Source organism: Streptomyces fuscichromogenes (assembly GCF_014645815.1).
Classification (GTDB): Bacteria; Actinomycetota; Actinomycetes; order Streptomycetales; family Streptomycetaceae; genus Streptomyces; species Streptomyces fuscichromogenes.
Window position 1 is genome coordinate 156,771 of record NZ_BMML01000022.1, and the last position, 26,478, is coordinate 183,248.

At 73.0% G+C, this 26,478-nt stretch carries 23 protein-coding genes; 10 read left to right on the forward strand and 13 right to left on the reverse strand.

Features of this window, described 5'->3' with window-relative positions:
* Positions 1-11: 11 nt before the first annotated feature.
* Positions 12-818: an SDR family NAD(P)-dependent oxidoreductase gene (locus IEZ11_RS36965; RefSeq protein ID WP_229713591.1), complete on the reverse strand. Its 807-nt coding sequence runs from the start codon at positions 816-818 to the stop codon at positions 12-14.
* Positions 819-882: 64 nt separating this feature from the next.
* Between IEZ11_RS36965 and IEZ11_RS36970 the strand changes: the two genes are divergently transcribed.
* The 5 genes from IEZ11_RS36970 (at position 883) to IEZ11_RS36990 (ending at position 8,308) form a co-directional block, all read left to right on the forward strand.
* The gene (locus IEZ11_RS36970; RefSeq protein WP_189267368.1) at positions 883-1,950 is read left to right on the forward strand and encodes an NAD(P)-dependent alcohol dehydrogenase; all 1,068 of its coding nucleotides are present in this window, start codon (positions 883-885) and stop codon (positions 1,948-1,950) included.
* Positions 1,951-2,106: 156 nt separating this feature from the next.
* Entirely contained in the window at positions 2,107-3,477 is a 1,371-nt protein-coding gene (locus IEZ11_RS36975; protein ID WP_189267369.1) for an FAD-dependent oxidoreductase, read from the forward strand.
* Between the two features lie 166 nt (positions 3,478-3,643).
* Complete coding sequence (locus tag IEZ11_RS36980; RefSeq protein WP_189267370.1) at positions 3,644-4,513, forward strand: branched-chain amino acid ABC transporter permease; 870 nt, start codon at positions 3,644-3,646, stop codon at positions 4,511-4,513.
* Between the two features lie 12 nt (positions 4,514-4,525).
* Complete coding sequence (locus IEZ11_RS36985) at positions 4,526-7,066, forward strand: ATP-binding cassette domain-containing protein (protein WP_189267371.1); 2,541 nt, start codon at positions 4,526-4,528, stop codon at positions 7,064-7,066.
* A gap of 63 nt (positions 7,067-7,129) precedes the next feature.
* The gene (locus tag IEZ11_RS36990) at positions 7,130-8,308 is read left to right on the forward strand and encodes an ABC transporter substrate-binding protein (protein WP_229713592.1); all 1,179 of its coding nucleotides are present in this window, start codon (positions 7,130-7,132) and stop codon (positions 8,306-8,308) included.
* Between the two features lie 108 nt (positions 8,309-8,416).
* On the opposite strand, the gene def is transcribed toward IEZ11_RS36990, so the two are convergent.
* The 4 genes from def to IEZ11_RS37010 form a co-directional block, all read right to left on the reverse strand.
* On the reverse strand, positions 8,417-8,959 hold the full coding sequence (gene def / locus IEZ11_RS36995) for a peptide deformylase (protein WP_189267373.1): 543 nt from the start codon (positions 8,957-8,959) through the stop codon (positions 8,417-8,419).
* 173 nt (positions 8,960-9,132) lie between these two features.
* Positions 9,133-9,819, reverse strand: coding sequence for a response regulator (locus IEZ11_RS37000; RefSeq protein ID WP_189267374.1), 687 nt, complete (start codon positions 9,817-9,819; stop codon positions 9,133-9,135).
* Positions 9,812-11,035 carry a sensor histidine kinase gene (locus IEZ11_RS37005; RefSeq protein WP_229713593.1) on the reverse strand — a complete coding sequence of 408 codons (1,224 nt, stop codon included), beginning with the start codon at positions 11,033-11,035 and terminating at the stop codon, positions 9,812-9,814. Before IEZ11_RS37005 ends, IEZ11_RS37000 begins: the two co-directional genes overlap by 8 nt.
* Positions 11,036-11,156: 121 nt before the next feature.
* Complete coding sequence (locus IEZ11_RS37010) at positions 11,157-13,337, reverse strand: MMPL family transporter (RefSeq protein WP_229713594.1); 2,181 nt, start codon at positions 13,335-13,337, stop codon at positions 11,157-11,159.
* Between the two features lie 517 nt (positions 13,338-13,854).
* Here IEZ11_RS37010 and IEZ11_RS37015 point away from each other — a divergent pair.
* Positions 13,855-14,055, forward strand: a complete 201-nt coding sequence (locus IEZ11_RS37015; protein ID WP_308426571.1) for a hypothetical protein — start codon at positions 13,855-13,857, stop codon at positions 14,053-14,055.
* Between the two features lie 53 nt (positions 14,056-14,108).
* A complete protein-coding gene (locus IEZ11_RS37020; RefSeq protein WP_189267375.1) occupies positions 14,109-14,609 on the forward strand; it encodes a GNAT family N-acetyltransferase in 501 nt (166 codons plus the stop codon).
* Positions 14,610-14,679: 70 nt separating this feature from the next.
* On the opposite strand, the gene IEZ11_RS37025 is transcribed toward IEZ11_RS37020, so the two are convergent.
* Entirely contained in the window at positions 14,680-15,342 is a 663-nt protein-coding gene (locus IEZ11_RS37025; protein ID WP_189267376.1) for a hypothetical protein, read from the reverse strand.
* Between the two features lie 188 nt (positions 15,343-15,530).
* Here IEZ11_RS37025 and IEZ11_RS37030 point away from each other — a divergent pair, with 188 nt between their 5' ends.
* From IEZ11_RS37030 to IEZ11_RS37040, 3 genes are all read left to right on the forward strand, one after another.
* Positions 15,531-16,751: a metallophosphoesterase gene (locus tag IEZ11_RS37030; protein WP_189267377.1), complete on the forward strand. Its 1,221-nt coding sequence runs from the start codon at positions 15,531-15,533 to the stop codon at positions 16,749-16,751.
* 71 nt (positions 16,752-16,822) lie between these two features.
* Positions 16,823-18,007 carry an acyl-CoA dehydrogenase family protein gene (locus IEZ11_RS37035; RefSeq protein ID WP_189267378.1) on the forward strand — a complete coding sequence of 395 codons (1,185 nt, stop codon included), beginning with the start codon at positions 16,823-16,825 and terminating at the stop codon, positions 18,005-18,007.
* A gap of 58 nt (positions 18,008-18,065) precedes the next feature.
* Entirely contained in the window at positions 18,066-18,788 is a 723-nt protein-coding gene (locus IEZ11_RS37040; RefSeq protein WP_229713595.1) for a phosphatase PAP2 family protein, read from the forward strand.
* 21 nt (positions 18,789-18,809) lie between these two features.
* On the opposite strand, the gene IEZ11_RS37045 is transcribed toward IEZ11_RS37040, so the two are convergent.
* Genes IEZ11_RS37045 through IEZ11_RS37075 form a run of 7 tightly spaced genes read right to left on the reverse strand, consistent with a single transcriptional unit; the run spans position 18,810 to position 26,476 of the window.
* Positions 18,810-20,144 (reverse strand): glutamate-1-semialdehyde 2,1-aminomutase, encoded by a 1,335-nt coding sequence (locus tag IEZ11_RS37045; RefSeq protein WP_189267379.1) that lies wholly within the window; start codon positions 20,142-20,144, stop codon positions 18,810-18,812.
* 7 nt (positions 20,145-20,151) lie between these two features.
* On the reverse strand, positions 20,152-20,703 hold the full coding sequence (rfbC, locus tag IEZ11_RS37050) for a dTDP-4-dehydrorhamnose 3,5-epimerase (RefSeq protein ID WP_189267380.1): 552 nt from the start codon (positions 20,701-20,703) through the stop codon (positions 20,152-20,154).
* On the reverse strand, positions 20,700-21,932 hold the full coding sequence (locus IEZ11_RS37055; RefSeq protein ID WP_189267381.1) for a polysaccharide pyruvyl transferase family protein: 1,233 nt from the start codon (positions 21,930-21,932) through the stop codon (positions 20,700-20,702). Before IEZ11_RS37055 ends, rfbC begins: the two co-directional genes overlap by 4 nt.
* Entirely contained in the window at positions 21,929-22,879 is a 951-nt protein-coding gene (locus tag IEZ11_RS37060; protein WP_189267382.1) for a glycosyltransferase family 2 protein, read from the reverse strand. Before IEZ11_RS37060 ends, IEZ11_RS37055 begins: the two co-directional genes overlap by 4 nt.
* Positions 22,876-24,183 carry an MATE family efflux transporter gene (locus IEZ11_RS37065; RefSeq protein WP_373295018.1) on the reverse strand — a complete coding sequence of 436 codons (1,308 nt, stop codon included), beginning with the start codon at positions 24,181-24,183 and terminating at the stop codon, positions 22,876-22,878. The genes IEZ11_RS37060 and IEZ11_RS37065 overlap by 4 nt, the downstream gene beginning before the upstream one ends.
* Positions 24,180-25,463 carry a DUF4910 domain-containing protein gene (locus tag IEZ11_RS37070; RefSeq protein ID WP_189267384.1) on the reverse strand — a complete coding sequence of 428 codons (1,284 nt, stop codon included), beginning with the start codon at positions 25,461-25,463 and terminating at the stop codon, positions 24,180-24,182. The genes IEZ11_RS37065 and IEZ11_RS37070 overlap by 4 nt, the downstream gene beginning before the upstream one ends.
* A complete protein-coding gene (locus tag IEZ11_RS37075) occupies positions 25,451-26,476 on the reverse strand; it encodes an NAD-dependent epimerase/dehydratase family protein (protein ID WP_189267385.1) in 1,026 nt (341 codons plus the stop codon). Before IEZ11_RS37075 ends, IEZ11_RS37070 begins: the two co-directional genes overlap by 13 nt.
* Positions 26,477-26,478: the final 2 nt, after the last annotated feature.

A 26,478-nucleotide genomic window follows, 5' to 3' on the forward strand; every position in this document is an offset into this window, starting at 1 on the left:
CCAAGCCTCCTTCACACCGTGAACCGGCCGCCGTTGGCCAGCAGGACCGCGCCCACGAGATTCGCCGCGTCCTCGCTCGCCAGGAACAGCGCGATGTCCGCGATCTCCTCCGGCGTCGCGTACGGCCGGACCCGCGGGTCGGCGAAGCCCCGCCTCAGCGGCGCGGGCGTGCGCGCCGCCATACCCGTCTCCGTCGGCCCCGGCGCGACCGTGTTGACCCGGACGCCGAAGGCGATCGCCTCCTTGGCGACGGCCTGGCTCAGCGCGTGCGCGCCCGCCTTCGACGCCGCGTAGTGCGGATAGCCGGCCACCGTGTCGAAGGCCGAGGAGGAACCGACCGTGACGACCGCGCCCGACCTGCGGGGCACCATCACGCGCAGGGCGGCGCGCAGCACCTGGAAGGTGCCGTCGAGATTGACCCGCAGCACGCGCCGCCACGTGTCGTCGTCCAGCCGCGCGGTCACCTCGGGCGGCCGGTCGTCGAGCAGCGCCTCGGCGATCCACTCCTTCGCGACGGGGTCGTCGACCCCGGCCGCGTGCACCACCACGTCCAGCCGCCCGTGCTCCCCGGCGGCCGCCGCGAACGCCCGGTCGACCTGCGCGCGGTCCGCGACATCCACGGTCAGCGCGTGCGCGCCGGGCAGTTCCGCGGTCACGGCCCGAGCCGCGGTGCCGTCGATGTCGGCCGCGAAGACCTCCGCGCCCTGCCCGGCGAGAGCCCGGACGACCGCCGCCCCGATGCCGGAGCCCGCACCGGTGACCAGGGCGACCCGTCCGCCGAAGCGTCCGGTCCTCCCGTCACCGCGTTCGTCACCCACAGCGCCACCCCTCTCCCGTCTCCCGCTATACTGAACTGACTTCATTTTTGTTACCGTCTCGGCCATGTCAACAGACAGGACAAGGGCGGTCCGGCTGACCCGGTGGGGCGGTCCGGCCGTCCTCACCGAGCTGCCGCGACCCGTGCCCACGGGCGAGGAAGTGCTGGTCCGGGTCGAGGCGGCCGGGCTCTGCCGGTCGGACCTCCATGTCATCGACAGCCCGCCCGGGGGCCTCCCCTACCGCATTCCGTTCACCCTCGGGCACGAGGTCGCCGGCCGGGTGGCGGCGCGTGGCCCGCGGGCCACGGGTCCGGCCGTCGGCGAGCGCGTGGTCGTGTACGGGCCCTGGGGCTGCGGGCGATGCGCGCGCTGCGCGTCGGGCGCGGAGAACTACTGCGACCGGAGAACGGCTCTCGACCAGGAACTGACCGGTACCGGGGCGGGACTGGGCCGCGACGGCGGCATGGCCGACACGCTGCTCGTCCCCTCCGGCCGGCTGCTGGTCCCGGTGGGCGACCTGGACGCGGTCCGGGCGGCGCCGCTGACCGACGCCGGGCTCACCGCGTACCACGCCGTCACCGCCGTGGCGCACTCGCTCACCGACGGCGCGAGCGTGGCCGTTCTCGGCGTCGGCGGGCTGGGCCACCTCGCGGTGCAGATCCTGCGGGCGACGACGACCGCGCACGTGCTGGCCGTGGACGTACGGCAGGAGGCGCTGGCCCTGGCCGACAGCTGCGGCGCGCACTTCGGGACGCTGTCGCGGCCCGACACCGCCAAGGTCCTGCGGGCCCGGACCGGCGGGGCCGGGGCCGCGGCCGTGCTCGACTTCGTCGGCAGCCGCTCCAGTCTGGAGCTGGCGGTCGCCGTACTGCGGGCGGGCGGGGAGCTGGCCGTGGTCGGGAGCGGGGGCGGCGAACTGACGGTCCGCAAGCCCGGGGTCCTGCCTCCCGGGACGCGGATCTCGCTGCCCTTCTGGGGAACCGTGCCGGAACTGGAACAGGTCGTCGCACTGGCCCGCGAGGGTTCCGTGCGGGTGGAGGTGGAGCGGTACGCGCTGTCGAGCGCCCTGGAAGCGTTCGAGAGGCTGCGCGCGGGCGCGGTGCGGGGGCGCGCCGTCGTCGTTCCCGACTGAGTTCTCCCGGCCGCGCACCGGAGCGGGTTCCCGAGCAAGGCTCCGGCCCGGCCGAAACCGTACCGCCGCAGCACACCCGCACCGACCCCTCGACTACAGAAGTGAGTTCAATTAGCGTCTTGTACCACTCAGCGAAGCGAAGGCGGTGGACTGCCCGTGGGCGCGGACACAGTGGATCTGCTGGTGATAGGCGGCGGCATGGCGGGGCTCTCGGCGGCCGCCCGGGTGGCGGCCGAGGGCGGCTCGGTGGTGCTGGTGGAGAAGGCGGAGCGCACCGGCGGCTCCGCGCGCTTCGCCGGCTTCATCTGGACCGCCCCGAGCGTCGAGGAGTTGCGGCGGGTCAATCCCGACGGCGACCCGGAGCTGGCCGCGGCCCTGGTCGACGGGTTCGCCGACGGTGTGGCCTGGGTGCGGTCGCTCGGCGTGGAGTGCAGACCGCCGGTGCCGGTCCTCGGCTTCGGCCGCGGGCACCAGGTCGACACCGACCACTACCTCGACACCTGCGAACGGCTGGTCCGGGACCGGGGCCAGGAGGTGCTGACCGGCACCTGGACCCGCACCCTCCTGACGGAGAACGGCAGGGTCACGGGAGCCGAGTGCCTGCTGCCGGACGGCTCGGCGCGCCGCATCGAGGCCGCCTGGACCCTGCTCGCGACCGGCGGCTTCCAGGGCGACCCCGGCCTGCGCGCCCAGCACCTCCACCCGCAGGCCGCGGACGTCGGCCTGCGGGCCAACCCGCACAGCCGCGGCGACGGACTCGCGCTCGGCCGGGCCGCGGGAGCGGGGTTCGGCGGGAAGGACGCCGGTTTCTACGGCCATCTGATGCCGGCGGGCGTCTCCCTCGCCGACCCGGCGCGCTTCGTCGACCTCGCGCTCTACTACAGCGAGCACGCCCTGCTGTTCGACGTCACGGGCGAGCGCTTCGTCGACGAGACGGTGGGCGACCACCTCACCGCCATGGCCCTGCTGGACCGGCCGCGGGCCCGCGGTCTGCTGGTCGCGGACGCCCGCGTGCACCGGGAGTGGATCAGCGCCTCGTACGTCGAAGGGATCCCCGGCGTCGACAAGTTCCAGCTGTGCCATCGGGCCGGCGCCCGCTGCGCGGTGGCGGACGACCTGGAGGACTTCGCGTCGATGCCCGAGGAGTGGGGCTATCCCGGCGCCGTGATCCGCGACCGCGTCGAGGAGTTCAACGCCACGGCGACGGCGGGCGGCACCCCGGCCCCCGGCCGCCTGCTGGACTCCCGCCCGCTGGACGAACCGCCCTTCTACGTCGTCGAGGCCGCCCCGGCGGTGACGTTCACCTTCGCGGGCCTGCTGATCGACGCCGGGGCCCGGGTCCGTGCGGCGCCGGGCGAGGGGGGCGCCGACGGGGGCGGTCCGGTCCCGGGACTGCTCGCGGCAGGCGCGGACGCGGGCGGGCTGTACCGGCGCGGCTACGCGGGCGGCCTCGCCCCCGCCCTGGTCTTCGGGCTGGCGGCGGCCCGTACCGCGCTCGCCGGCAGGCCCACCGCCGACGGCCGCTGAGACGGCGCGGGCGGGGCCCGGCACAAATCCCGTGCACGAGTCTTGCCCGTCCGGCACCGCAGTGCCTAGCGTACTGAATTGAGTTCACTTTGATTTAGCGTTGCCTGCCGTGCCGGTGAGTTCCGCACGTGTGGCGTGAAACGCGCTCTTCCCCGAGGGAGGGACTGTGAGTCAGTTCCTGCTTGTCCTGGTCAGCGGTGTGGCGAGTGGAGCCGTGTACGGCCTCATGGGCCTCGGGCTGGTCATCATCTACCGGGCCACGGATGTCGTGAACTTCGCGATGGCGTCGCTCGCGACCCTGGGCCTGTATGTCGCGGTCTCGCTCCACGACCGCGGGGTGGCGACGGTGTTCGGCCTCCTCGCCGCGGTCGCGGTCACCGTCGCGGCGGGTCTGCTGGTGCGCGAGACCGTGATCCGGCCCCTGGGCCAGGGACAGCTGTTCTCCGCGCTGGTCGTGACCATGGGAGTCTCGCTGATCGCCGAGAACCTGGCCGGATCGGTCTGGGGCGAACAACCCCGGGACTTCCCCAGCCTGGTGGACGGCACGGTGCGCTGGTCGGGCGCGGCCCTGCCGGTGCAGAGCCTGGTGACGATCGGTGTCGCCGCGCTGGCGATGGCCCTGGTGGGCTATCTGTTCGCCCGCACCACGCTCGGTTCGGCCATGCGCGCCGTGGCCGAGTCGCCCGCGACGGCGCGGGTCGTGGGCCTCGGCGCCCAGCGTCTCGCCCGGATCTCCTGGGCCCTCGGCCTCGGCCTCGCCGCCCTGGCCGGCTGTCTGTACGCGCCGCGCTCCGGCCTGGCCACCACGGCGCTGACCGCACCGCTGTTCCGGGCCTTCGCCGGGATCTTCCTGGGCGGCCTGACCAGCATGTACGGCGCTGTCGTCGGCGGACTGGCCATCGGTGTCCTGGACAACCTGGCGGCGAACTACGTCTCCGCCAGCTTCCGCGACACGTTCGTGTTCTCGTTCACCGTGCTGGTGCTGCTGATCCGGCCCCAGGGCCTGTTCGGCACCCGCACCTTCCAGCGCGTCTGAGGGGTCGCTTCCATGGTCTTCAACCGTTCCGTCCTGGCGAGGGCCGCCCTGGGACCGGCCGCCGGCGCGGTGCTCATGGTGTTCATGGCCGCCGGCGCGATCCCGGCGTACCAGATGTACTCGGTGGCGCTGGCGGCCGTGTACACGATCGTCGTGCTGTCGGTCGGCCTGCTCGCCGGCTGGTCCGGCATCTGGTCGGTCGGCCATCCCGCGTTCTTCGCCATCGGCGCCTACTTCGCCGCGTACGGCAGCGCACACGGCTGGGCCCTGGAGGCGGTGGTCGCGGGGGCGGTGACGGCCGGCGCCGCCCTGGGCGCCTTCCTCGGGTACGCGGGCGCCCGGTTCTCGGTGCTCTACATCGCCCTGCTGACCCTCGCCTTCACCACGGTGACCCTGGAACTGGTGAACAGGTGGAGCAGCGTGACCGGCGGCGACCAGGGAGTCCCCGTCCTCCAACTGCGCAGCGCCCTGGGCCTCGGCGTCTTCCCGGGCGGCGGCACCGAGCCGCAGTACCTCGCGGTGGGCGCGGCGGCCGTGGTCCTCGCCCTGGCCGTGCCCGCCCGTGCCTCGGCGCTGCGGATGCGCCTGGTGGCCGCCAAGTCGCATCCCATGGCGGCCCGTACGGTCGGGATCGCGCCGGAGGCCCAGTCGTCGCTGTCGTTCGCGGTGAGCGGCGCGTGCACGAGCTTCGCGGGGGTGCTGCTCGGCCTGATCACCGGGTTCGTCAGCCCGGACCCGTTCTCGCTCTCCTTCGGCATCTCCCTGATCGCGGCGTGCGTACTCGGCGGGGTCGGCTCGGTCCTCGGCGCCGTGGCCGGCGGCATCTACCTGACCTGGAGCCCCTCGCTCTCCACCGCCGTGGGGGTGCCCCAGCCGGTGGTGCAGGGCCTGGTGCTGATCGCGATCCTCCTCTTCCTGCCCGGAGGGGTCGTGCCGTTCCTCGCCGGGCCGGCGCGACGGGTCCTGAGGGGCGTACTGCGACGGCCGGCGGCGGGGCACCGGCCGTCCCCCGAGCCGCCCGAGCCATCCGAGCCGCCCGAGCCGCTCCCGGCGCTCGGGCCCCCGGCGGAAGGTCCGGCGCTCCTCCACCTGGAACACGTGTCCGTCTCCTACGGCGGACTCAAGGCCCTGGAGGACGCCTCGATGTCCGTGCGGCAGGACGAGATCCTCGCCGTCATCGGTCCCAACGGGGCTGGAAAGACCACGCTGTTGAACGTGCTGTCCGGGCTGACCGGCAATGGACGCGTGAGCGGGACGGCCGACCTCGCCGGCCGGGCGCTGCTGAGGACGAGGGCGACCGCGCGTCGCCGGCTGGGGATCGGCCGTACCTTCCAGCACGCGGAGGTGTTCTCCGAACTCACCGTCGCCGAGAACGTGTTGTGCACCCGCCGCCGGATCAGGGCCGGCGACCGGGACGCCGTGGCACGGCTGCTGCGCTCCGTGGGCCTCGCGGAGGTGGCCGACCGTCGCCCCACGGAGCTGCCGTTCGGCCTGCAGAAGCGCCTCGATCTCGCGCGGGCGATGGCCGAGAGGCCCCGGCTGCTGATCCTGGACGAACCCTTCGGCGGGCTCGACGCGGGCGAACGGGCCCTGCTGGCACAGCACATCAGGCGGCTCAACGCCGACGGCACCGCCGTGGTCGTCATCGACCATGTCCTCGACGACCTCTTCTCCGTCGCCCACCGGGTGCTCGCGTTCGACTTCGGCCGCACCATCGGTGACGGCACCCCGGACACCGTGCTCCAGGATCCGAAGGTGCGGTCGTCCTACCTGGGAACGGTCGGCAGCCGGGCCCGGCTCCCCGACACCGTGGGCGAACGGAGCCTGATCCGGCTGCGCGGGACAGGTCATTCGTACGGCGGTGTGGTCGCCCTGCGGGACATCGACCTCGACGTCCGGGAAGGAAGCGTGCTCGGTGTCGCGGGGGCCAACGGCGCGGGCAAGAGCACCCTCGCCGGCATCCTGCACGGCTCGCTCCGGCCCGCCCACGGCGTACGGGAGTCGTCCGGCGCTGTCCGCACCAGCCTCGCACCCGAGGGCCGCGGACTGTTCAGGACGCTGTCGCTGCGCGAGAACCTGGAGGTCGCGGCGTACGCGGCCGGTATCACGGGCGCGGCGCTGCGCGAACGGCTGGAGGAGACCGTCCAGTGGCTGCCGGTACGGCTGCGTGACCGGATGTCCGTCCCGGCCGCCGGGCTGTCGGGCGGTGAGCAGCAGATGCTCGCCGTCGCCCGCGCGCTGATCGTCCGGCCGGACGTGCTGATCGTCGACGAACCGGCCCTCGGGCTGGCCCCCGCCCTGGTGGACGAGGTCTACGACCGGCTCATCGGGCTGACCCACGACGGCCTGACGGTGGTGCTCCTCGAACAGTCCCTCAGCCGGGCCATGGCGGTCTGCCACGAGGTGGCCGTCCTGCACGAGGGCGTCGTCGCCGCTCAAGGACGGCCGGGCGACCGGCAGTTCGCGGCGCTGGCGGAATCGGCGTATTTCAGCGGCGGCCCGGTGCCGGCCACGACCGCGTCGGCCGCCGCCCGGACCTCCCAAGTGAAGTGAATCCCGTTGTGCACGTTGTGAACGAGGTGGACCGTGTTCCGAACAATCAGCAGATTCCGCCGGGTGGCGGGAACGACAGCCGTGCTCGCCGCGCTGGCGCTGACCGCAAGCGCGTGCGCCGGTCAGGACTCGGCGTCGGCGAGTAGCAGCTCCGCCGAGATCCACATCGGCGCGTGGCTGCCCCTGACGGGCTCCACCGCCACGTACGGCGTGGCCGAGAAGGTGGGTGCCGACGCGTACTTCAAGATGCTCAACGCCCAAGGCGGCATCAACGGCCGCAAGGTCGAGTGGACCGTCAAGGACAACGCGGCCGATCCGCAGCAGACCGTGCAGATCGCACGTGAACTCGTGGGCCAGGACAAGGTCGTGGCCATCGTCAACGCGAACGGCACCGCTCAGGCGGAGGCCGCCTTCCCGTTCGTCCTCAACCAGTCGAAGGTGCCGGTCCTCAACGAGGTGGGCGGCACCGAGAACTGGTACAAGCCGCCGCGCGCAGGCCTGTTCGGCACCCAGACCCTGTACGAGGACCAGGCCGCGGCGGTCGCCGCGTGGGCGGTGCAGGACGGCGCGAAGAAGATCCTCGTCGTGCACAGCGACCCGGCCGCGTTCGTGAACGTGGCCGAGCAGGTGGCGCCCGTCGCCAAGAAGGCGGACCCCTCGGTCGAGGTCGACCGGCTGCCGGTCAAGTACCAGACCACCGACTACACACCGGTGATCAGCAAGGTGAAGGCGGCGAAACCGCAGGCGGTCATCCTGATCCTCACCTCACCCGAGGCGGCCGCCTTCCTCAAGGAGGCCAAGCTGCAGGGCCTCTCCCTGCCCACCTATGCCTACGCCCCGGTGGCCGCGGAGTCGACGATCGCGCTGGCCAAGGACGCCGCCGAGGGCCTCAAGGCCGTCCAGCTGGTGAAGGCGCCCTCGGACGACGACCCCGCGGTGAAGGAGTTCCGGACCGCGATGGCCAAGTACGAGCCCGGTCAGACCGCGGGCTTCCTCGCCCTGTGGGGCTGGAGCAACGCCAAGGTCTTCGCCGAGATCGCGAAGACGGTCAAGGGCCCGGTCACGGCCCAGTCCCTCACCGCGGCGTACCAGAAGGCGTCGAAGGTGGACACGGGAGTGTCCCCGGTCATGAGCTTCAGCGCGAGCAGTCACCTGGGGACCCGCAGCGTGCAGAAGGTGGTGGTGAAGAACGGCGTCTGGACGTCCGTCGGCGACTTCTACACACCCCCGGCACGCGGCTGACCGCCCACGGCCTCGGATCGGTTGCCTGGAGGCACCTTCGCGCTCCAGGCAGCCCGAGGACCGGGGAACCGGCCGCCCGGCCGCGGCCGGGGACCTGCCGGTCGCGCTCTACCCGTGCGGCGAGCGCTTGACCTTCGCCAGCGCGTTCTCGTCGAACCAGGCGGCCTCGCGCAGCGTGGCCAGCCACCGTTCCTGCTGTACGGGGGTGAGCCTGTCGATGAACAGCACGCCGTCCAGATGGTCGGTCTCGTGCTGGATGCAGCGGGCGAGGAACCCGTCGCCGACGACCTGGACCGGGTCGCCCTTCATCGTGTAGCCCTTCGCCACGACGTTCATCCGGCGCCTGGTGTCCAGGTAGACGCCCGGGATGGACAGGCATCCCTCCATGCCGTCCTGCGTCTCCTCGTCCGGGAAGTCCACGACGGGATTGACCAGATGGTCCAGGTCGCCCTCGATCAGCTTCGGGCTCCAGACGAACACGCGGAGCCCGACGCCGAGTTGGGGCGCGGCAAGCCCGGCTCCCTGCCGGTCGCCCAACGTCTCGCGCAGGTCGCGGACCAAGGTGTGCAGCTCACCGTCGAAATCGGTCACCGGCTTGGCGGGCTCCCGCAGCACCGGGTCGCCGAGTTCCCTGATCGGGACAACCGTCATACAGACCTTCTCCTTCTTGTCAGATGCGCTGAACCCGCACGGGCATCATTCAGCCAGGAACGCCCGGCAGGATCGTCACTCGTTGTCGGTCGGTTTCCACGCCGCCCCTCACCCCTGCGGACGAGTCCCTCCGACCCGAGGTCGTTCCAAGGAGTGATGGGGCCCAGGTGGCGTCACCCGGCCCCGGACGACGGTCCGTTCAGAGCGCGGCGGGCCAGGACGGCGGCCTGGGCGCGGCTCTGGCATCCCGTTTTCGCCAGCGTGCGGCTGACGTGCGTCTTCACCGTGTGCAGACTGACCGTGAGCCGCTCGGCGATCTCCGCGTTGCTCAGCCCTTCGCCCACCAGGCGCAGCACATCGCGTTCCCGTGGTGTCAGTTCGGCCAGCCGGGCCAGGTCGCCGTGGTCCGGCCGCCGCCGGGTGGCGAGGTGGCTCGTGATGATCCGGCGGGTGACCGCGGGACTGAGCGCGCTGTGCCCGGCGGCCGTGGCCCGCACCGCGGCGGTCAGCTCTTCGTGGGAACTGGTCTTCAGCAGGAACCCCGCCGCGCCGGCGGCGAGCGCCCGGTCGACGTACTCGCCGAGGCCGAACGTGGTCATCACCAGCGCCCGGGTGCGGCCGGGCCCCAGCAGGCCGAGGCGGTTCAGTTCGGCCAGCGTCCACAGCCCGTCGCGGCGCGGCATCCGGATGTCCAGGATCAGCACGTCGGGTCTCAGCCGGACGCACGCCGCGACGGCCTCCTCGCCGTCCCCCGCGGTCCCGGTGACGGTGATGTCGTCCTGGGCGGCGAGAATGGCGGCCAGACCGTCGCGGATGATCCGCTCGTCGTCCGCGACCAGTACGGTGATGGGCTCAGACACCGGCGGCGTCCAGCGACTCGGTACTCACCGGCAGTGCGGCCACCACCTGGAAGCCGCCGTCCTCGGTCGGGCCGGCGCGCAGTTCGCCGCCCAGCGCGTCGACCCGTTCACGCATGCTGACCAGTCCGAGACCGGAGCCCCAGCCGGCCGTGCCGGGTTCCGTCGGCCGGGTGTTGACCACCTCGCAGCGCAGCTGTCCCGCGTCCGCGGTGACGGTGACCCGGACCGGGGCCCCCGGCGCGTGCCGGCGGGCGTTGGTGAGCGACTCCTGCACGATGCGGTAGACGGCGAGCTGTACCAGCCGCGGCAGTACCTCCCCTTCGGCCGGGATCTCGATCAGCGCCTCCACCCGCGCGCCCGCGTCCCGGCTGCGGTCCAGCAGTTCCGACAGGTCGTCAAGGCCGGGCACGGGGCCCGGCGGCACCGCCTCGTCGGGGCCGCGCAGCACGCGCAGCAGGTCCCGTAACTCGCCGCCGGCCTGGCGGCCCGCGACCGCGAGTCCGTCTATCTGGGTGCGGGACCACGACGGCAGCTCGCCGCCCCGGGCGCGCAGGGTCTCCGCGCGCACCACGAGCAGGGTCAGCGAGTGCGCCACCACGTCGTGCATCTCGCGGGCGATCCGCACCCGCTCCTGCTGCGCGGCCTGCTGCTCCCGCACCCGCTGTGCGCGCAGCACGTCCTCGACGCGCTGCGCGGTCGCGGCCAGGTTCGCGCGGTGGGTGCGCGCGGCGAACCCGGTGGCCCAGGCCAACGGCATGGGGGCGACGACGGCCAGTACGTCCGAACCGCCCCGGTACTGCGGCGAGGCGGCGGTCAGGTGGTTGGTCCACAGCCCCGCGGCGACCACCGCGCCGCCGCCGAGCAGGGCCGTCCAGGTGCCCGCCCAGCTCGTCGAGTGGCTGCCCACGCCGTACAGGGCGGCCGCGAGGGACAGGAAGACCAGCGAGGAGAGCCGTACCCCGTCGGCCGCGCCCCAGACGACCGCGGCCACCAGGGTGTTGACGATGACCAGGAACACGGTCACCGGCACTCTGCGCCGCAGCGGCAGGGCCACCGCGACCACCGCTTCGCAGCCGGCCAGCAGCCACCAGCCCCGCGCCGAGCCGTCCGTGTTCTGCTGCATCAGCGGCGCCGGGCACAGGGTCAGCACCACAAGCCCGGCATCGACGGCCCACGGGCGCCATCGTGTGCGCCACCGACCGGAGTCCTTCGTCACCCGTCCGAGCGTAGCGGCGTTCGCCGGGCTCCTCGGCTGTCACCGGGCACCGGACCGGCATACTTCCGGGCACCTCGTCAGGTACCCGCGGGCATCGGGCCGGCCGGTTCCGGGCATCGGGTCAGGGACCGGCCGCGGTCACGGCGAGCCGTTCCGGTTCCGTCCGCCGACCGGGGCGCAGGGGCCGTGGCGTCCACCAGTTCCACCTGCCGAGCAGGATCATCGCGGCGGGCAGGACCACGGCCCGGATGATCGTGGCGTCCAGCAGGATGGCCGCGGCGAGCCCGACACCGAGCTGCTTCATGTCCAGGGTGGACAGCGTGCCGAAGATCGAGAAGACGGCGACCATGACCACGGCGGCGCTGGTCACGGTCCCGGCCGAGCCGGTGATGCCGTGCGCCACGGCCTGCCGGGTCGGCATTCCGTCGCGGACGGCCTCCTGGATCCGGCTCACCACGAAGACGTGGTAGTCCATGGACAGCCCGAAGAGCACCACGAACAGGAACAGCGGCAGCCAGGTCACGATCCCGCCGTTGGACCGGAAACCCAGCGCCGCCTCAGCCCAGTGGTGCTGGAAGACCAGTGTCAGCAGTCCGTACGAGGCCGCCGCGGACAGCGAGTTCAGCACGATCGCGGTGAGCGCGACGACCGGCGCCCTGAAGGTGGCCAGCAGCACGGCGACGGTGAGCACGAGCACGAAGCCGATCGCCCACGGCATCGCGTCGGCCACGTCGGACCCGAAGTCGGCGTTCATCGCGATCCACCCGCCGACCGCGTACCGGGCGTCGGGCAGCCCCGACAGCGCCGCCGGCGCCAGCCGCTGCCGCAGCTCGTCCACGGACCGTCTCGCCCCGTCGGTGCCCGCCTGGTAGCGCACGCCCACGTCGAGCACGGACACCGTCCGGTCCCGCGAGGTCCGCAGCCGCGGCCGGGTGTCCTGGGCGAACAGCGGGTCCTGCCGGACGCGCCCGCCGAGGCCGGTCAGCGCCCGGCGTACCCGGGTCGCCTGGTCGGCGGGCGCGCGGACGGCGATCTGGAGCGAGGAGCCCGTGCTCGGGAACGCGTCGAGGAGCCGGTCGTAGCTCCGCATGATCGGTATCGAACGGGGCAGGTCGGCGTCATCGGGCAGCTTCAGTGTCATGCTCAGCGCCGGGGCGGCGAGCGCGAGCAGAGCGACGACGGCGACCGCGAGGGTCGGCCCGGGGCGTCGCAGAGCGGGCCGCAGCACCGTCGGCCAGAAGCGGCCTTCGCTCTCCCGACGGGCGGTCAGCCGCCACACCAGCGGCACGCGCGGCCGGTCGAGCAGGCGGCCGAGCCCGGCCAGCAGTGCGGGCAGCACCGTGACCGAGCCCAGCACCGCCACGGTGACCACCAGGATCGCGCCGATCGCCAGCGAGTGGAACGTCGAGCCGTTCGCGATGAACAGGCCGCCCATGGCGACCGTGACCGCCAGCCCGGAGACCACGACCGCGTGCCCGGAGGTGGCCGCCGCGATCTCGACCGCGTCCGCGGAAGTACGGCCCTTGGCCCGTTCCTCGCGTTCGCGCCGCAGGTAGAACAGGGAGTAGTCGACCCCGACCGCCATCCCGACCAGCAGGATGACGCTGTTCAGCGCGTCGGTCGCCGGCACCAGGTGGGAGGAGAGCGCGGACAGCCCGATCGCCGCCCCCACCGACGACAGGGCCAGCAGCACCGGCACTCCGGCGGCGACCAGCGCCCCGAAGGCCACCAGCAGGATCACCAGCGTGACCGGAATGCTGATGAGCTCCGCCTTGTGGAAGTCTCCCTGGATACGGCTGGTCAGGGCCTCGTCCATCGAGGCGTCTCCGACCTCCTCCACCCGCAGCCCCGGGTAGCCCTTCGCGACGGCGGCCGTCGCGTCCAGCAGCGCCCGGACGTGTTCTGCCGCGTCGTCGCCGGGACCCGCCATCTCGGCCCGGACCAGCAACGCCGAACCGTCCGGCGCGAGTTCGGCCGGGTCCACCTCCGCGACCTCCGGAAGTGTCCGGAAGCGGGCCACGACACCCGCGGCGGCACGCCGGGCGGCCGCCTCGTCCAGTGCCCCGAATCGCGCGCTGACCAGCACGTTCTCCACCGCGGGTGCGGGGAACCGGCCGCTGTCCACGATCTCGGCCGCACGGCCCGACTCCCCCGACGAGAAGTCGGCGTCGCTCGTCCTGGTCCCGACCGCGCCGCCCGCCCCGACGCAGACCGCGACGAACAGCGCCCAGGCGCAGATCGCCCGCCACGGATGTGTCGCGCTCCATCGCGCGATCCGCACCGTCATCATCCGGCGTTCCACTGGTGTCTCCTCGGTTCCTCGGTGTCGGCGGGCGCCAGTTGGCCGCGCGGAGTTCATTCAGTCAGGACGGACGGGCGAGATCGTCACTCGTTGGCGGCCGATTTCCGCGGCGCCGTCACTCCCCCGACCGACGGCGTCCGGCTTCGGTGTCATTCCGAGGAATGACTCCGCGGCCTGGTGACAACTCGTGGCGTGAGCAGTTCAGCGGTCACGGGGCGTGCGGCGGCGACCCGTGGGTCGACGGCCTCGACCTGACCGACCTGAGGTCGGCCTTCCACCCCGACGCGGCCGGGTACGAGAAGGGTTGTGCCGCGAAGCTCATCAGCATGAGCCGGCTCCTCGGCGGCCGCGGTTCCCTCCGGGGCCTGCCGCAGGTGACCGGCCCTCGGCAGCACCCTGCCCCGCCGCACCGCCATGTCGGACACGGCCGGGGTCCATGCCGGGCAGGGCGCGTCCTGGCGGAAGTACGGGGTGCACCGGGACCGGTACGCGGGCACGGAGACGAAAGGGCTGTCGGATGGGCACGATGGACGGACTCGTCCTGGATCCCGTCTACACCGGGCGGGCCATGGCCGGGCTCGTCGCGGCCGTGCGCGAGGGGGACATCCGTCCGGGTGAGCGCACCGTCTTCGTCCACACCAGAGGGCTGCTCGGGCTCTTCGGCCACCAGGAGGCGCTACGTCGGGCCGCGGAGGTTCTCGCGAGCAGCACGGTGTGAGGACGGTGCGGGGGCGGAGCGGGGCGTCGCCCGGGTCGTGTGATGCTGGCGTCATGACTGAGGGATGCGTGGTCGCCGTGGTTCGCCGGCCGGACCTGGACTCCTCCGCCGTGGACGGGCTCCCCGCGCTGCTTGCGGACTACCACCTGCGGACGGAGGCCGAGAAGGGCGTGGCCGTCGCCGGTGCGGACGCGCTGCCGGAGCGCTACCGGGCGGAGATCGTCGACCCGCGGACCGCGTACGCCGACGACGCCGTGCTGGTGGCCCGGTGCGGGGACACCGCGGTGGGCTGTCTGGTGGTGACCTCGCCCGCGGACGGGCGATCCGAGATCAAGAGGGTGTGGACGGACCCCGCGTTCCGGGGCCGGGGCATCGCGTCCGAGTTGCTCGCCGCCGCACTCGCGCATGCCGCTGCGGGCGGCGCGGACACCGTGCGGCTGTCGGTGTGGGACTGGCGGGCCGGGGCCATCGCCCTGTACGAGCGCTTCGGCTTCGCCGTCACCGAGTCATGGGACGAGCGCGGCCGACTGGTGTGCATGGAGCGCGCCGTGTGAGCGGTCCCGGGCAGTACCGGCTCGCGCCCGGCGTGCCCGCGGTGCGCGCAGGGTGGGTGCCGTGGCGGGCTCATCCGGTGGCCCCGGGGAGCGGAAGGGATCGCTCCACCTCGACCGTCGTGGTGACCCGGGTGAGAGCGGGCCGGCGCGGGACCGAGCCGAACCCGAACCGCACGGGAGGTTCGACCGGTGCGAGCGCGCCCAGGTCCGCACCGTCGTGGACGCCCGACAGCTCACGGATCGCGAGCAGGTCCCGCGCGCCGTACCACTCCCTGCGGCCGCTGCCCGCGCTGCCGCGGGTCCGTACGCCGGGCAGCAGTACGCGGGCGACCCCGTCCGTGATCACGGACCACGCCGGGCGGCGGGCGAGCGGGCCGGGAACGGCGTGCAGCAGGTGGCCGAGGAGGGTACGGCGCCCGGTGGTGAAGCGCAGGCGGAGCGGATCCGCCGTGACGGTCCAGGTGTCCGCGAGGACGGCGACGGCGACCGGTACGACATGCACCGTGTCGAAGTCGTAGGTACCGCTGACGAATTCGGCCGTTGGCCGGGTCGGTGCGAACAACAGCCTTTCCCCGTCGCTCCGTTCCAGCATCACATCGCTGAACGGGCCGAACGGCGACCGGGGCCAGTGGCCCACCACGACGCGGGTGCCGGAGGTGGTGCCCAGGCCCGCGATCCAGCCGTCGAAGCGCAGCCGGGGGCGCCGGGCGCCCGGTCGCAACAGCCGCTCCATGCGTCCGCCTTCCCCTCGTGGTCCCGTACGAGCCGGCCTCACCGCGGAATATACGGTCGGCCGGCCGCCGGGCCCGGGAGCGCCGTGGCGGAGGGAGGGACGAGACCGAAGGGAACCGGCCCGTCCGGCCGCGCCACGGGCGACCGGATACAGTGCGCGAGACGGCAGCCCGGTCAGAGAGGGTAAGCGTGACCGACACCAGCAACACCCGACGCGCCGACAGCGAAGCGCAGGATCCGGGGCAGAGCCCGCTGCTCCGCCTGATGCGCTACATCCCCCTGATCGCCCCCGTCCTGCTGTGGGCCGTGCCCTGCTGGGTGCTCCTGTACACCGGCCAGCACTGGCCGCTGCCCGTCTCGCTGACCGGCACCGCGCTGTTCGTCCTCGGCCTGTGCGGTATGCCGCTCGCGATGGTGCGCGGCCACGGCCGCCGCCAGCAGGACCGGGCGGCGATAGTCGGTGACACCCTGCTGGGCACCAGCTGGGTGCTGTTCACCTGGTCCGTCCTGCTCGGGGTCCTGCTGCGGCCGGCCCTGGCCGTGAGTGGCGTGGGCGACGGCCAGGACCGGGCCAGGACCGTCACCTGGGCGGTCCTCGGTACCGCCGCCGTGCTGCTCGGCTGGGGGTACGCCGAAGCCCGCCGGGTGCCGCGCGTGCGCCGGCTCGACGTGCGACTCCCGCGGCTGGGCGCCGGGTTGGACGGCATCCGGGTCGCTCTGATCACCGACACCCACTACGGCCCGCTCGATCGCGCCCGGTGGTCGGCGCGGGTGTGCGAGACGGTGAACTCGCTGGAGGCCGACCTGGTCTGCCACACCGGCGACATCGCCGACGGCACGGCCGAACGCCGCCGCGCCCAGGCCCTCCCCCTCGGTACCGTGCGGGCCACCCATGCCCGGGTCTACGTCACCGGCAACCACGAGTACTACACCGAGGCCCAGGGCTGGGTCGACCTGATGGACGAGCTGGGCTGGGAGCCGCTGCGCAACCGCCATCTGCTGCTCGAACGCGGCGGCGACACCCTCGTCGTCGCCGGGGTGGACGACGTCACCGCCGAGTCCTCGGGCCTGGCGGGCCACCGCACCGACCTCGCCGGAGCCCTGGCCGGTGCCGACCCCGACCTGCCCGTCCTGCTCCTGGCGCACCAGCCCAAGTTCGTCGACCGGGCGGCAGCCGGCGGCATCGACCTCCAGCTCTCCGGCCACACCCACGGCGGCCAGATCTGGCCCTTCCACCACCTGGTCCGCATCGACCAGCCGGCCCTCGCCGGTCTCAGCCGGCACGGCGCCCGCACCCTCCTCTACACCAGCCGCGGCACCGGCTTCTGGGGCCCGCCGTTCCGTGTCTTCGCCCCCAGCGAGATCACCCTGCTCGTACTCCGCTCCCCGCAGCTGACCGCCGCGCCGTAGCACCGTTGACAGGCACCGGGAACGGCGCGAGGGTGAGGGTTCTGCTCCGCTCCGAGACCGGAGGTCGGCCCTTGCCCGGTTCGTCAGCACCTCGGTCGGACACCGACCTCGTCGCACGCGTACGCGAGCTCCAGCCGCTCATCCGCTCGCACGCCTTGCGCGCGGAGCAGCAGCGGCGGGTGACGGGCGAGGTCGTCGAGGCGCTCACGGGCGCCGGGATCCACCGGATGAACGTTCCCCGCCACTACGGGGGTCACCAGACCTCGTTACGGACTCAGGTCGACGTGCTGAGCGAGGTCTCCGCCGCGTGCGGGTCGGCCGGATTCATGGCGTTGATCCAGGCCGGGTGCGCGTTCATCGCGGCCCTGTTCCCCGACGACGCCCAGGACGAGATCTTCACCCGTCCCGAGGTACGGATCGGTGGCACTCTCGTCCCGGGCTCGAAAGCCGCTCCCGTGCACGACGGTTATGTGGTGAACGGGAACTCGCCCTTCGCGACCGGCTGTCAGGACGCCGACTGGCATCTGCTGACCGCGCTGGACGACACCGGGGACGGCCCGCCGGAGATGCTGTGGCTGGCGATCCCCATGACGGACCTCAAGGTGCTGGACGACTGGAACGTCTCGGGTCTGGCCGGAAGCGGCAGCAACACCGTCGTCGCCCAGGACGTTCACGTGCCCGCCCATCGCGTCCTGCCGGTAGGGCCGTTGCTGGGGGGCACGTTCCCGTCGCGGCGCAACGGCACCGACCCCTTCTACCGGATGCCGGTGCTCCTGCTGTTCTGTGTCTGGACGGCCGCGAACGCCCTCGGTCTGGCACGCGCGGCCCTGACCGAGTTCAGCGGGCGCATCCATCAGCGGGGCATCACGTACACCTTCTACGAGCGCCAGCACGAAGCCCCGGTGACCCATCTCCAGTTCGCCGAGGCCGCGTTGAAGATCTCCTCCGCGGAACTGCTCACCGCCGACTTCGTGCGGCTGATCGAATCCAGGGTGGCCGCCGGTGAGCCGTTCACGACGCAGGAGCGGGCCCGTACCAGGGCGCAGTGCGGGTACGTGACGCGGTTGTGCAAGGAGGCCGCCGACCTGATCGGGTCGGCTTCGGGTGCCTCGTCCCTGCAACGCGAGGTGCCGGTCCAGCGGATCGTCCGGGACCTGAACGCCCTGAGCCTGCACTCGTTCGTCAACCCCACCGCCAACCTGGAGCTGTACGGCAGGGTACTGTCGGGGCTCGACGCAGGGACGCCGTTTCTCTAGCCGCCCTCCGGGTGGCGGGCAGCGGCGGGGTGGGCGGAGACGGCGGGGAGGGCTCGCGTTGGATCGCCTGGCAGGAGCGGACCCGGAAGTCGGCCCGGCACGGTCCGCGGCGCGCGCGGTGCTCCCCCCGGTGCTGCGCGGGTCTCTCGGGCTGGTCGCGGTGCTCGCCTCGCTGGTGGTCCTCGCTCTCGGGGTCAGGTACGCCGGTCACAGCGAGCCCGGCAGGGTGGACAGCTGGCTCTTCCCGCCGACGGCGGACAGTGTGCGGCCGCCGTGGCGGCACGTCGCCCTGGTCCTGGACTTCCTGGGGGAACCCGTGGGGTCGGCGTTGGTGATCGTGGCCGGGGTGGCGGGCTGCCTGCTGCTGCTGCGGCCCCGGGCGGCGGTGCTCGTCGTGGCCGGCGCCGGACTGACGGTGGGGACGACCACGCTGCTCAAGCACGTGGTGGGACGCACCATCCACGGCCCCGGCAACCTGTCCTACCCGAGCGGGCACACCGCCTTCTTCACCGCGCTCGCCCTCATGGCGGCGCTGCCCACGGCCGGCCGGCTCGGCCTCGGCAGGACGGCCGGCACGTCACTCGTGCTCGCCGCGGCGCTGGTGGCCGGCGCCGTCATGGGCTGGGCGGAGGTCGGCCTGGGCGCGCACTACCCGACCGACGCCCTCGGCGGCTGGTGCACCGCGCTGGCGGTGGTACCGGCGACCGCGTGGCTGGTCGACCGGACGGCCGACCGGACGGCCGACCGGACGGCCGCGGGGCCACCCGGCCGGCCGGCCTAGGCCGGCGCCGCTGACGTCATGTCACGCCAGGCGCCGGAATACGGGCTTCACCGCCCGTCCGGCCAGCCAGGGGGTGGGGTCGTCGGCGTCCAGCGCCTGCCGGTACACCGCACAGGCCTCGGCCACCACGTCGATGGTGCGGTCGATGTCCGCGTCGTCGAGTACGCTGCTCACCACGAACGACGGGGCGAGCACCCCGCCCGCGAGGAGCCGGCGCAGGAACAGGGTGCGGTACCGCTGCGACGGCCGCAGGTTCCCGTCGAGGGTGGCGAAGACCAGGTTGCTGGCCCGGCCCCGGACGACGACGTGCTCGCCGACGCCCATCGCGGCCGCGGCGTCGCGGACACCGGCCGCCAGCCGCTCGCCGAGGGTGTGCAGCCGCGCGGTGATGCCCTCCTCGACATAGGTGGTCTGCACGGCCATCGCGGCCGCCAGGGAGTGCGTCTCCGCGCCGTGGGTGGTGGACAGCAGGAACACCCGGTCGCCGGAATCACGCAGTCCGCCCCGTTCCATGAGGCTGCGGCGCCCGGCCAGCGCGGAGACGGCGAAGCCGTTGCCCAGCGCCTTGCCGAACGTGGAGAGGTCGGGGACGACGCCGTACAGGCCCTGGGCGCCCGCCTCGGACCAGCGGAAGCCGGTGATCATCTCGTCGAAGACCAGGACGCAGCCGTGCCGGTCGGCCAGCGCGCGCAGGCCGGCGAGGTACCCGGGCGGCGGCTCGGTGTGGGTGGCGGGCTCCAGGATCAGGCAGGCGACCTCGTCCTGGTACCGGGTGAGCAGTTCCTCCGTGGCGGCCAGGTCTCCGTAGGGGAAGGCCACGGTGAGCTCGTTGGTCGCCGCCGGGATGCCCGCGGACATCGGTGTGGTGCCGATGAACCAGTCGTCGACGGAGAAGAACGGGTGGTCGCCGCAGATGGCCACCCGCGGGCGGCCGGTGGCGGCGCGGGCCAGGCGGACCGCGGCGGTGGTGGCGTCGGAGCCGTTCTTCGCGAACTTCACCATCTCGGCGGTCGGCACGGTGGCCAGGAAGCGTTCCGCGGCCTCGACCTCCACGATGGACGGCCGGACGAAGTTGCTGCCGCGGCCGAGTTCCCGCCGTACCGCCTCGACCACGCGCGGGTGGGCGTGGCCGAGGCTGACCGACCGCAGGCCGGAGCCGTACTCGATGTAGCGGTTGCCGTCGACGTCCCACACGTGGGCACCGTTGCCGTGGCTGATGACCGGGGCCAGGTTCTCGGGGTACTGGTCGTCGCCCTTGGCGTAGGTGTGCGCGCCTCCTGGGATCAGAGCGTGCAGCCGCTCGTTGGCCTGCCGCGAGCGGGGCAGGAGCAACCCCTCGGTGTCTTGGGTGTGCACGCCGACCTCATCTTTCTTGGTGCTTCAGGACCTCGGCGAGGCTAGGCGCCTCCCGGTCCCGTTGGGACATCGACGTGACCGGCAGCGGCCAGGGAATGGCGAGTTCCGGGTCGTCGAAGGCGATCGTCACGTCCTCGGACGGATCGTGCTGACGGTCAATACGGTAAGAGGTGTCCGCGATTTCGGTAAGAGCCTGGAAGCCGTGCGCGCATCCCGCCGGGATGTACACGGTCTTCTGCGTCTCGCCGGACAGCTCGAAGAAGGCCCGGCCCAGGTACGTCGGCGAGTCCGGCCGCAGGTCCACGACGACGTCGAAGATCTGCCCGGACGAGCACCGCACCAGTTTGGCCTCGCCGGCGCCGGAGCGCAGGTGCAGGCCGCGCAGCACGCCCCGGACCGAGCGGGACACGCTGTCCTGGACGAAGGCGTGCGGGTCGAGGCCCACCGAGCGGACCACGTCGGCGTCGAAGGTACGGCAGAAGAAGCCGCGTTCGTCGGCGTAGGGCGTCGGCTCGAAGAGGTACGCGCCGGCGATCTCGGGGACTTCGGTCGCTTTCATGAGACCTTCCGTGGGGCGTGGGCGTGGTCCTTCGCCGGGAACAGGACCGTGGTCAACGCGGCGAACTGGTCGTCGAGTCGACGGGCCGCGTCCAGGTTCCGCTCGGCGAGGATCCGCCGCAGTTCGGCCGACCGCTTCTCCAGCGCCCGGAACTGCTCCAGCAGCCGGTCGGCGTCGACCTCGCGGGCCGGGTGGCAGTACGCGCCGAGGCCCATCCGGTCCATGAGCGCGTCGCTCTTCGCCGCGTAGCAGAGCGCGAGCACGGGCGTTCCGGTCTTCAGCGCGCAGATCAGGTTGTGGTAGCGGACGGCCACCACGGTGTCGGCGGCCGCCATCTCGTTCATCAGGTCGGCCAGTGAGGCCGGTTCGGCGGCGGTGACCAGCGGTGAGTCGACCGCGTCGAGGATGGCGGCCACCACCGACAGATCGCACTGGTCGCCGGTGAGGAGCCGCACGGGCCTGCCCTCCTCGACCAGGGTGCGGACGAACCTGATCGTCCCGTCGAGGTAGCGCCGGTGGATCTCCTCGGCCCGCGCCCGGTCGTCGTTGCCCCCGTGGAAGTCCATGACGCCGAGGCAGACCGGGCCCGGCGTCCCCGAGGGTGCGTGCGCCGTCGGTGTCGGCAGGGCGAACGCCAGGTCCGGGTAGACCTCGTCGCGCGCGGTGTCCACGCCCATCGCCCGCATCGCGTCCCGGGACTGGGCGTCCCGGTACGACCGGTACACGGCCAGCCGCGCCGACCAGCGCACCAGGGCCCGGGTGGGCCGGTTGCCGATCTCCGCGGCGCCGACGCTGACCAGCGCGACCCGGGTGCCCAGCAGCCGGCCGCTCGCGCAGAGCAGGAACAGCGAGTACGGGAAGCCCCACGGCCGCAGCGGCAGGGTGGCCTCCAGGACGCCCATGCCCGGCACGATCACCACGTCGTGCCGGCGCACCCAGGCGGCGGTGCGGAAGACGTCGACGAGTTTGCCGAACCCCTTCGCCGCGATCGCGCCCACGCGGGACGCGGTCCGGTATTCCGCGCGGTTCCAGTGCAGCCGCGTGGCGGGGATCCCGAACCGGGCCGTCACGGCCTCGGGCCCGCCGCACAGCGCGTCCACGACCGCCTCCGGGTGCTCGGCACGGAGGTGTCCGAGGAGTGCTTCGAGCGACCCGTCGTTGCCGAGGTTGCCGGAGCCGAGCAGGCCGAACACCCCGACGCGCGGCGGGGTTCCCTCCGTGGACGTCATGCCCGCCGCCTCCCCTCACGGCCGGCGACGAGGGCGTCGACGGAGACCGTGAGCAGGGCCGGGTCGACCGGGGCACGGTCCTCGACCCGCTCGCCGGCGCCCGGCCGGACCCGGCTGGTCAGCCACGATGCCAGGTGGCGGTAGCACTCCCGCCGGTCGGCCGGGGACAGCGGCGCCCGCCGGACCGCCGAGGCGAAGCCCCAGACGTACTCGGCGAGCAGCCGCGGCGTCGGGTGCAGCAGACCTGCCCGGCGCGGGTCCAGGTTGACGCACCGGGAGCGTTTGGAGGGGTTCGCCCGCTCGGCGCGGGTGGGGTGGTCACGGCGGAAGTACAGCAGCTCCGGCACCTGGTGGAAGGGCCCGTGCAGGGTGATCTCGGCGACGAACGTGCGGTCCGCGTGGTGGTAGCTGTCCATCGGTTTGACCCGGCGCAGCATGTCGGCCCGCATCACCCCGTAGAAGTCGTCGCCGCCCGGCTCGAACAGCAGGCTGCGGAAGCGCTCCGGGGCGTGCGGCGAGTCGGTGGCGAGCGTGTACTCGTAGGGGACCGTCACCTGGCCGTCGCCGTCGATGACCGCCTGGTCGGTGTGGGCGAGGACGACGTCAGGACGTTCGTCCAGCGCCTCGACGCAGCGCCGGATCAGGTCACGGCCGTAGAGGTCGTCGTGCGAGGCCCACTTGAACAGTTCGCCGCGGGACTCGGCGAACACATGGTTGTGGTTCGGCGTGGCGCCGATGTTCCGGGGCAGCCGCTGGTACCGGATACGGGAGTCCTGCGCGGCGTACTTGCGGCAGATGTCCTCGGTCCCGTCGGTCGAGGCGTTGTCGGAGACGACCAGTTCGAAGTCCTCGTACGTCTGGCCGAGCAGGGCGTCGAACGACTCGGCCAGGTACTCCTCGCCGTTGTACACGGGCAGGCCGATGCTCAGCCTGGGTCGGGCGGTCATGGGGTCCTCACTTCGGGGATGCGGTGGTGGTGGTGCTCGCGCAGGGCGGACCGCAGCTGCAGCCACCACACGGCGGAGCCGCTGAGGGTCGCGGCGGCGACGCCCCAGGCCGAGCCGGCCGTACCGGCGACGGCCGCCCCGCCGAGTCCGCCGCCGACGTAGCAGGCGGAGGCGAACAGCTGGCAGCGCAGGCTGCGCCGGGCCGCGCCGAGCGCGCGCAGTCCGGCCGCCGCGCCGGTACCGAGGCCCGCTCCCGCGACACTGAGGGTGATCTGCACGATGAGGTGCGAGGACGAGTGCCAGACATCGCCGAGCACCAGGTCGCCGAGCCGGCCCGGCATCAGCAGCAGCGCCGAGCCCCAGAGCAGCGCACCGGTGGCCTGCCCGCCGCCGAGGAGCAGGCAGAACCTGCCCAGTCGGTGCGGGGCCCGCCGCAGCACCCGTGCCGCCTCCGGGACGGTGACCAGCGAAAGCCCCATCAGCACGGCGAGGAACGGACCCATCAGGAGCTCGGCGCCCCGCACCGCGCCCACCGCGCTCACCCCGACGATCGCGCCGAGCCCGTAGGCGCGCAGCTGGCTCGCACCGCTGAGACTGACGTTCTCGACCAGGTACCGGTAGCCGAGGTCACGCTGCTCGCTGAGCCAGCCGCGGGCCTGTGCCAGGTCGGGCCGGATGCCGGACTGGAGGCAGCCGTACCCCGCCGCCACCGTCGCGGAGGCGCCCCAGGCGAGCACGAAGGCCGCCACGGTGTCCACGTGGGCCGCCACCACCATGGCCGGGACGAGCGCGATGCCCCACACGACGTCGTTGACGAACGCCTTGCGCCCGGTGCCGGCGGCGAAGAACGAGAACCGCCAGGCGTCCTGGAGCAGCAGCCCCGGCAGCATGAGACCGAGGGCGGCGAACGCGGGCCCCACCCGGCCGCCGAGGCCGAGCCCGGCCGCCAGACACACCACGCCGAGGGTCGTACCGACGCCGAGCGCGGTTCCCGTCGAGCGGGCCGTCGCCGCACGCCAGGACCCGTCCGGCACGCCGCTGAAGCGCACCACGAGCGGGTCGGTGGCAAGGCCCCGGGAGACGTTGAGCACCACGCCGTACGTCACCCAGGCCAGGCTGAACACGCCGAACGCGGTCACCCCCAGCGAGCGGGCCACGTAGATGCCCACCGCGAAGTTGCTGATGCTGGAGGCCGCCTGGTCGGCCAGTCCCCAGGACAGCCGGCCGACGAGGGCCCGTCTGGCGGACCCGGCCGGTGGCGCCGTCTTCTGCGGGTTCTCCCCCTGGGTGGTCATCGGCGTCATTCCTTGACCAGGTCGGCGCCGCGCAGGGCGTCGGCCGCGGCGGCGACGGTGTCGAACGGCAGCCCGGAGCGCTCGGCGACGTCCAGCAGGCTGTGCTCGCCGTCGGAGAGGTTGAGCACCCAGAGCATGGCCATCTGGGCCTGCTTGGTGTCGCTGCGGCCGCCGAGCGCGTCGTAGAGCCCGCGCCGGCCCAGCTGCGGTTCGCCGTAGGGGCTGAGGTTCAGGTACCGCCGGTTGCGGTCGAGGACGGCGAACGCCTCGCGGCAGACCGCGAGCGTGTCCGCCATGGCCGCCGGGGAGACGAAGTCCAGGTTGTCCGCCGAGGTGTGGTACTCGGGGTAGCCGGCGTACGGGGTCCGGGTGAGCGAGCCCACGCCCAGGTTGAACCCGGGCGAGCAGTACTGCCGCTCGTCGTAGCCGTACGGGGTGAACTCGGTGACGCGGTGCGGGCGTTCGGAGGCGGTCAGCACGTGCCGCAGCACCCGGTCGATCTCCGCGTCGCCGCGCCTGCTCTGCTTGTACGTCAGGTGCCCCGGGTCCCCGGCGCAGGCGAGGACGAGGCCGTGCCTGACCCGCTCGATCCGCTCCGCGTTGCGGGCCAGCCAGGTGATCGCCCCGATGGTGCCGGGCGCGTAGATGAACCGGTAGGTGTAGTACGGCGTCTCCCGCGCCAGCGCCCTGGCCAGGAACGTCGCCACCGCGATGCCGGCCAGGTTGTCGTTGGCCAGCGAGGGGTGGCAGACGTGGCAGGAGACGATCACCTCGTCGGCGACCTGCCCGGGGACCACGTGCTCGGCGTAGGTGAGGTGGCCGTCCGCGAGGGTGGAGTCGACGCGCACCTCGTAGTCGCCGTCCGGCAGCGCGTCGAGGGTCTCCTGGGCCAGGCAGAACCCCCAGTCCGGCTTGTAGTAGCTGGTGCGGTACGGCACCCAGGAGGGGTGGTCGGGCAGGGTGTGCAGGTGTCCGCGCAGCTCCGCGAGGGGCATGGTCGCGGACACCGGCACGCTGTAGCCGAGCACGTGCAGGCTGGACGCGGCGAAGTCGACGACCCGCCGGCCGGCGGGGTCGGCGATGTACGCGTCGCGGATGTTCCACTCCTGCGGCACCGTCCAGTCGAGCACCTGCGTCCCGGTCGGCACCTCGTGCACCTGCAGCGGGATGTACTCACCGACGATGTCCAGGGTGGCGCGCACGCCGTCGCCGGTGATGCTCCGGCAGAGCGGGTACATCCGCTCCACCAGCGCGTACATCTCCTCGCTCACGTCGGTCACCGGCGCCACCGCAGGGTGTCGTCGACGGTGCCGGCCTCGGACGCCGCGCGCAGCACGGCAAGGCGGGTGAAGCGCTGCTCGAAGTCCTCCCTGGTGAGGTCGAACTTCCGGTAGGCGTCGGCGAGTTCGAGCGCGCCCTGCTGCACCGTCCACGCGCAGTCGAAGCCGGGGATCGCGGCCCGGAACCGGGCGAAGTCCACCCGGTAGGACCGCGGGTCGGCACCGGTCTCCCCGGTGATCACCACCTTGGAGCCGGACACCGCCTCGGCGACCTGCTCGGCGATCTCCGCGACCGTGACGTTGTTGGTCTCGCTGCCTATGTTGAACGCCCGGTCGTGCACCGCCTCGCGCGGGGCCGACAGCGCGGCCGTGAAGGCCCGAGCGATGTCGGCGGCGTGCACCAGCGGGCGCCAGGGGGTGCCGTCGGAGAGCACAAGCACCTCGCCGGACAGCAGGGCATGCCCCACCAGGTTGTTCAGCACGATGTCGGCGCGCAGCCGGGGCGAGAAGCCGAAGGCGGTGGCGTTGCGCATGAACACCGGGGTGAAGTCGTCGTCGGCCAGCGCGTGCAGGTCGTCCTCCACTCGCACCTTGGACTCCGCGTACGGCGTCACCGGGCGCAGCGGGGCGTCCTCGGTCACCAGGTCGTCACCGCCGGCGGCGCCGTAGACCGAGCAGGTGGACGCGTACAGGAAGCGCCGTACCCCGGCGTCCCGGGCCAGCCGGGCGAGGCGGACGGACGCGTGGTGGTTGATGTCGTAGGTGAGTTCCGGCGCCAGCGAGCCGAGCGGGTCGTTGGAGAGGGCGGCCAGGTGGATCACGGCGTCCACCCCGGCCACGTGCTCGGCCGTGACGTCGCGCAGGTCGACCTGATGGCCCTGCGGGTCGTCGGGCCGCGGGCCGAGGACGGAGTCGGCGAACAGGCCGGAGTCGAGGCCGACGACCTCGTGCCCGGCGGCCTTGAGGACCGGGGCCATCACGGTGCCCAGATAGCCCTGGTGTCCGGTCAGTAGTACGCGCAAGG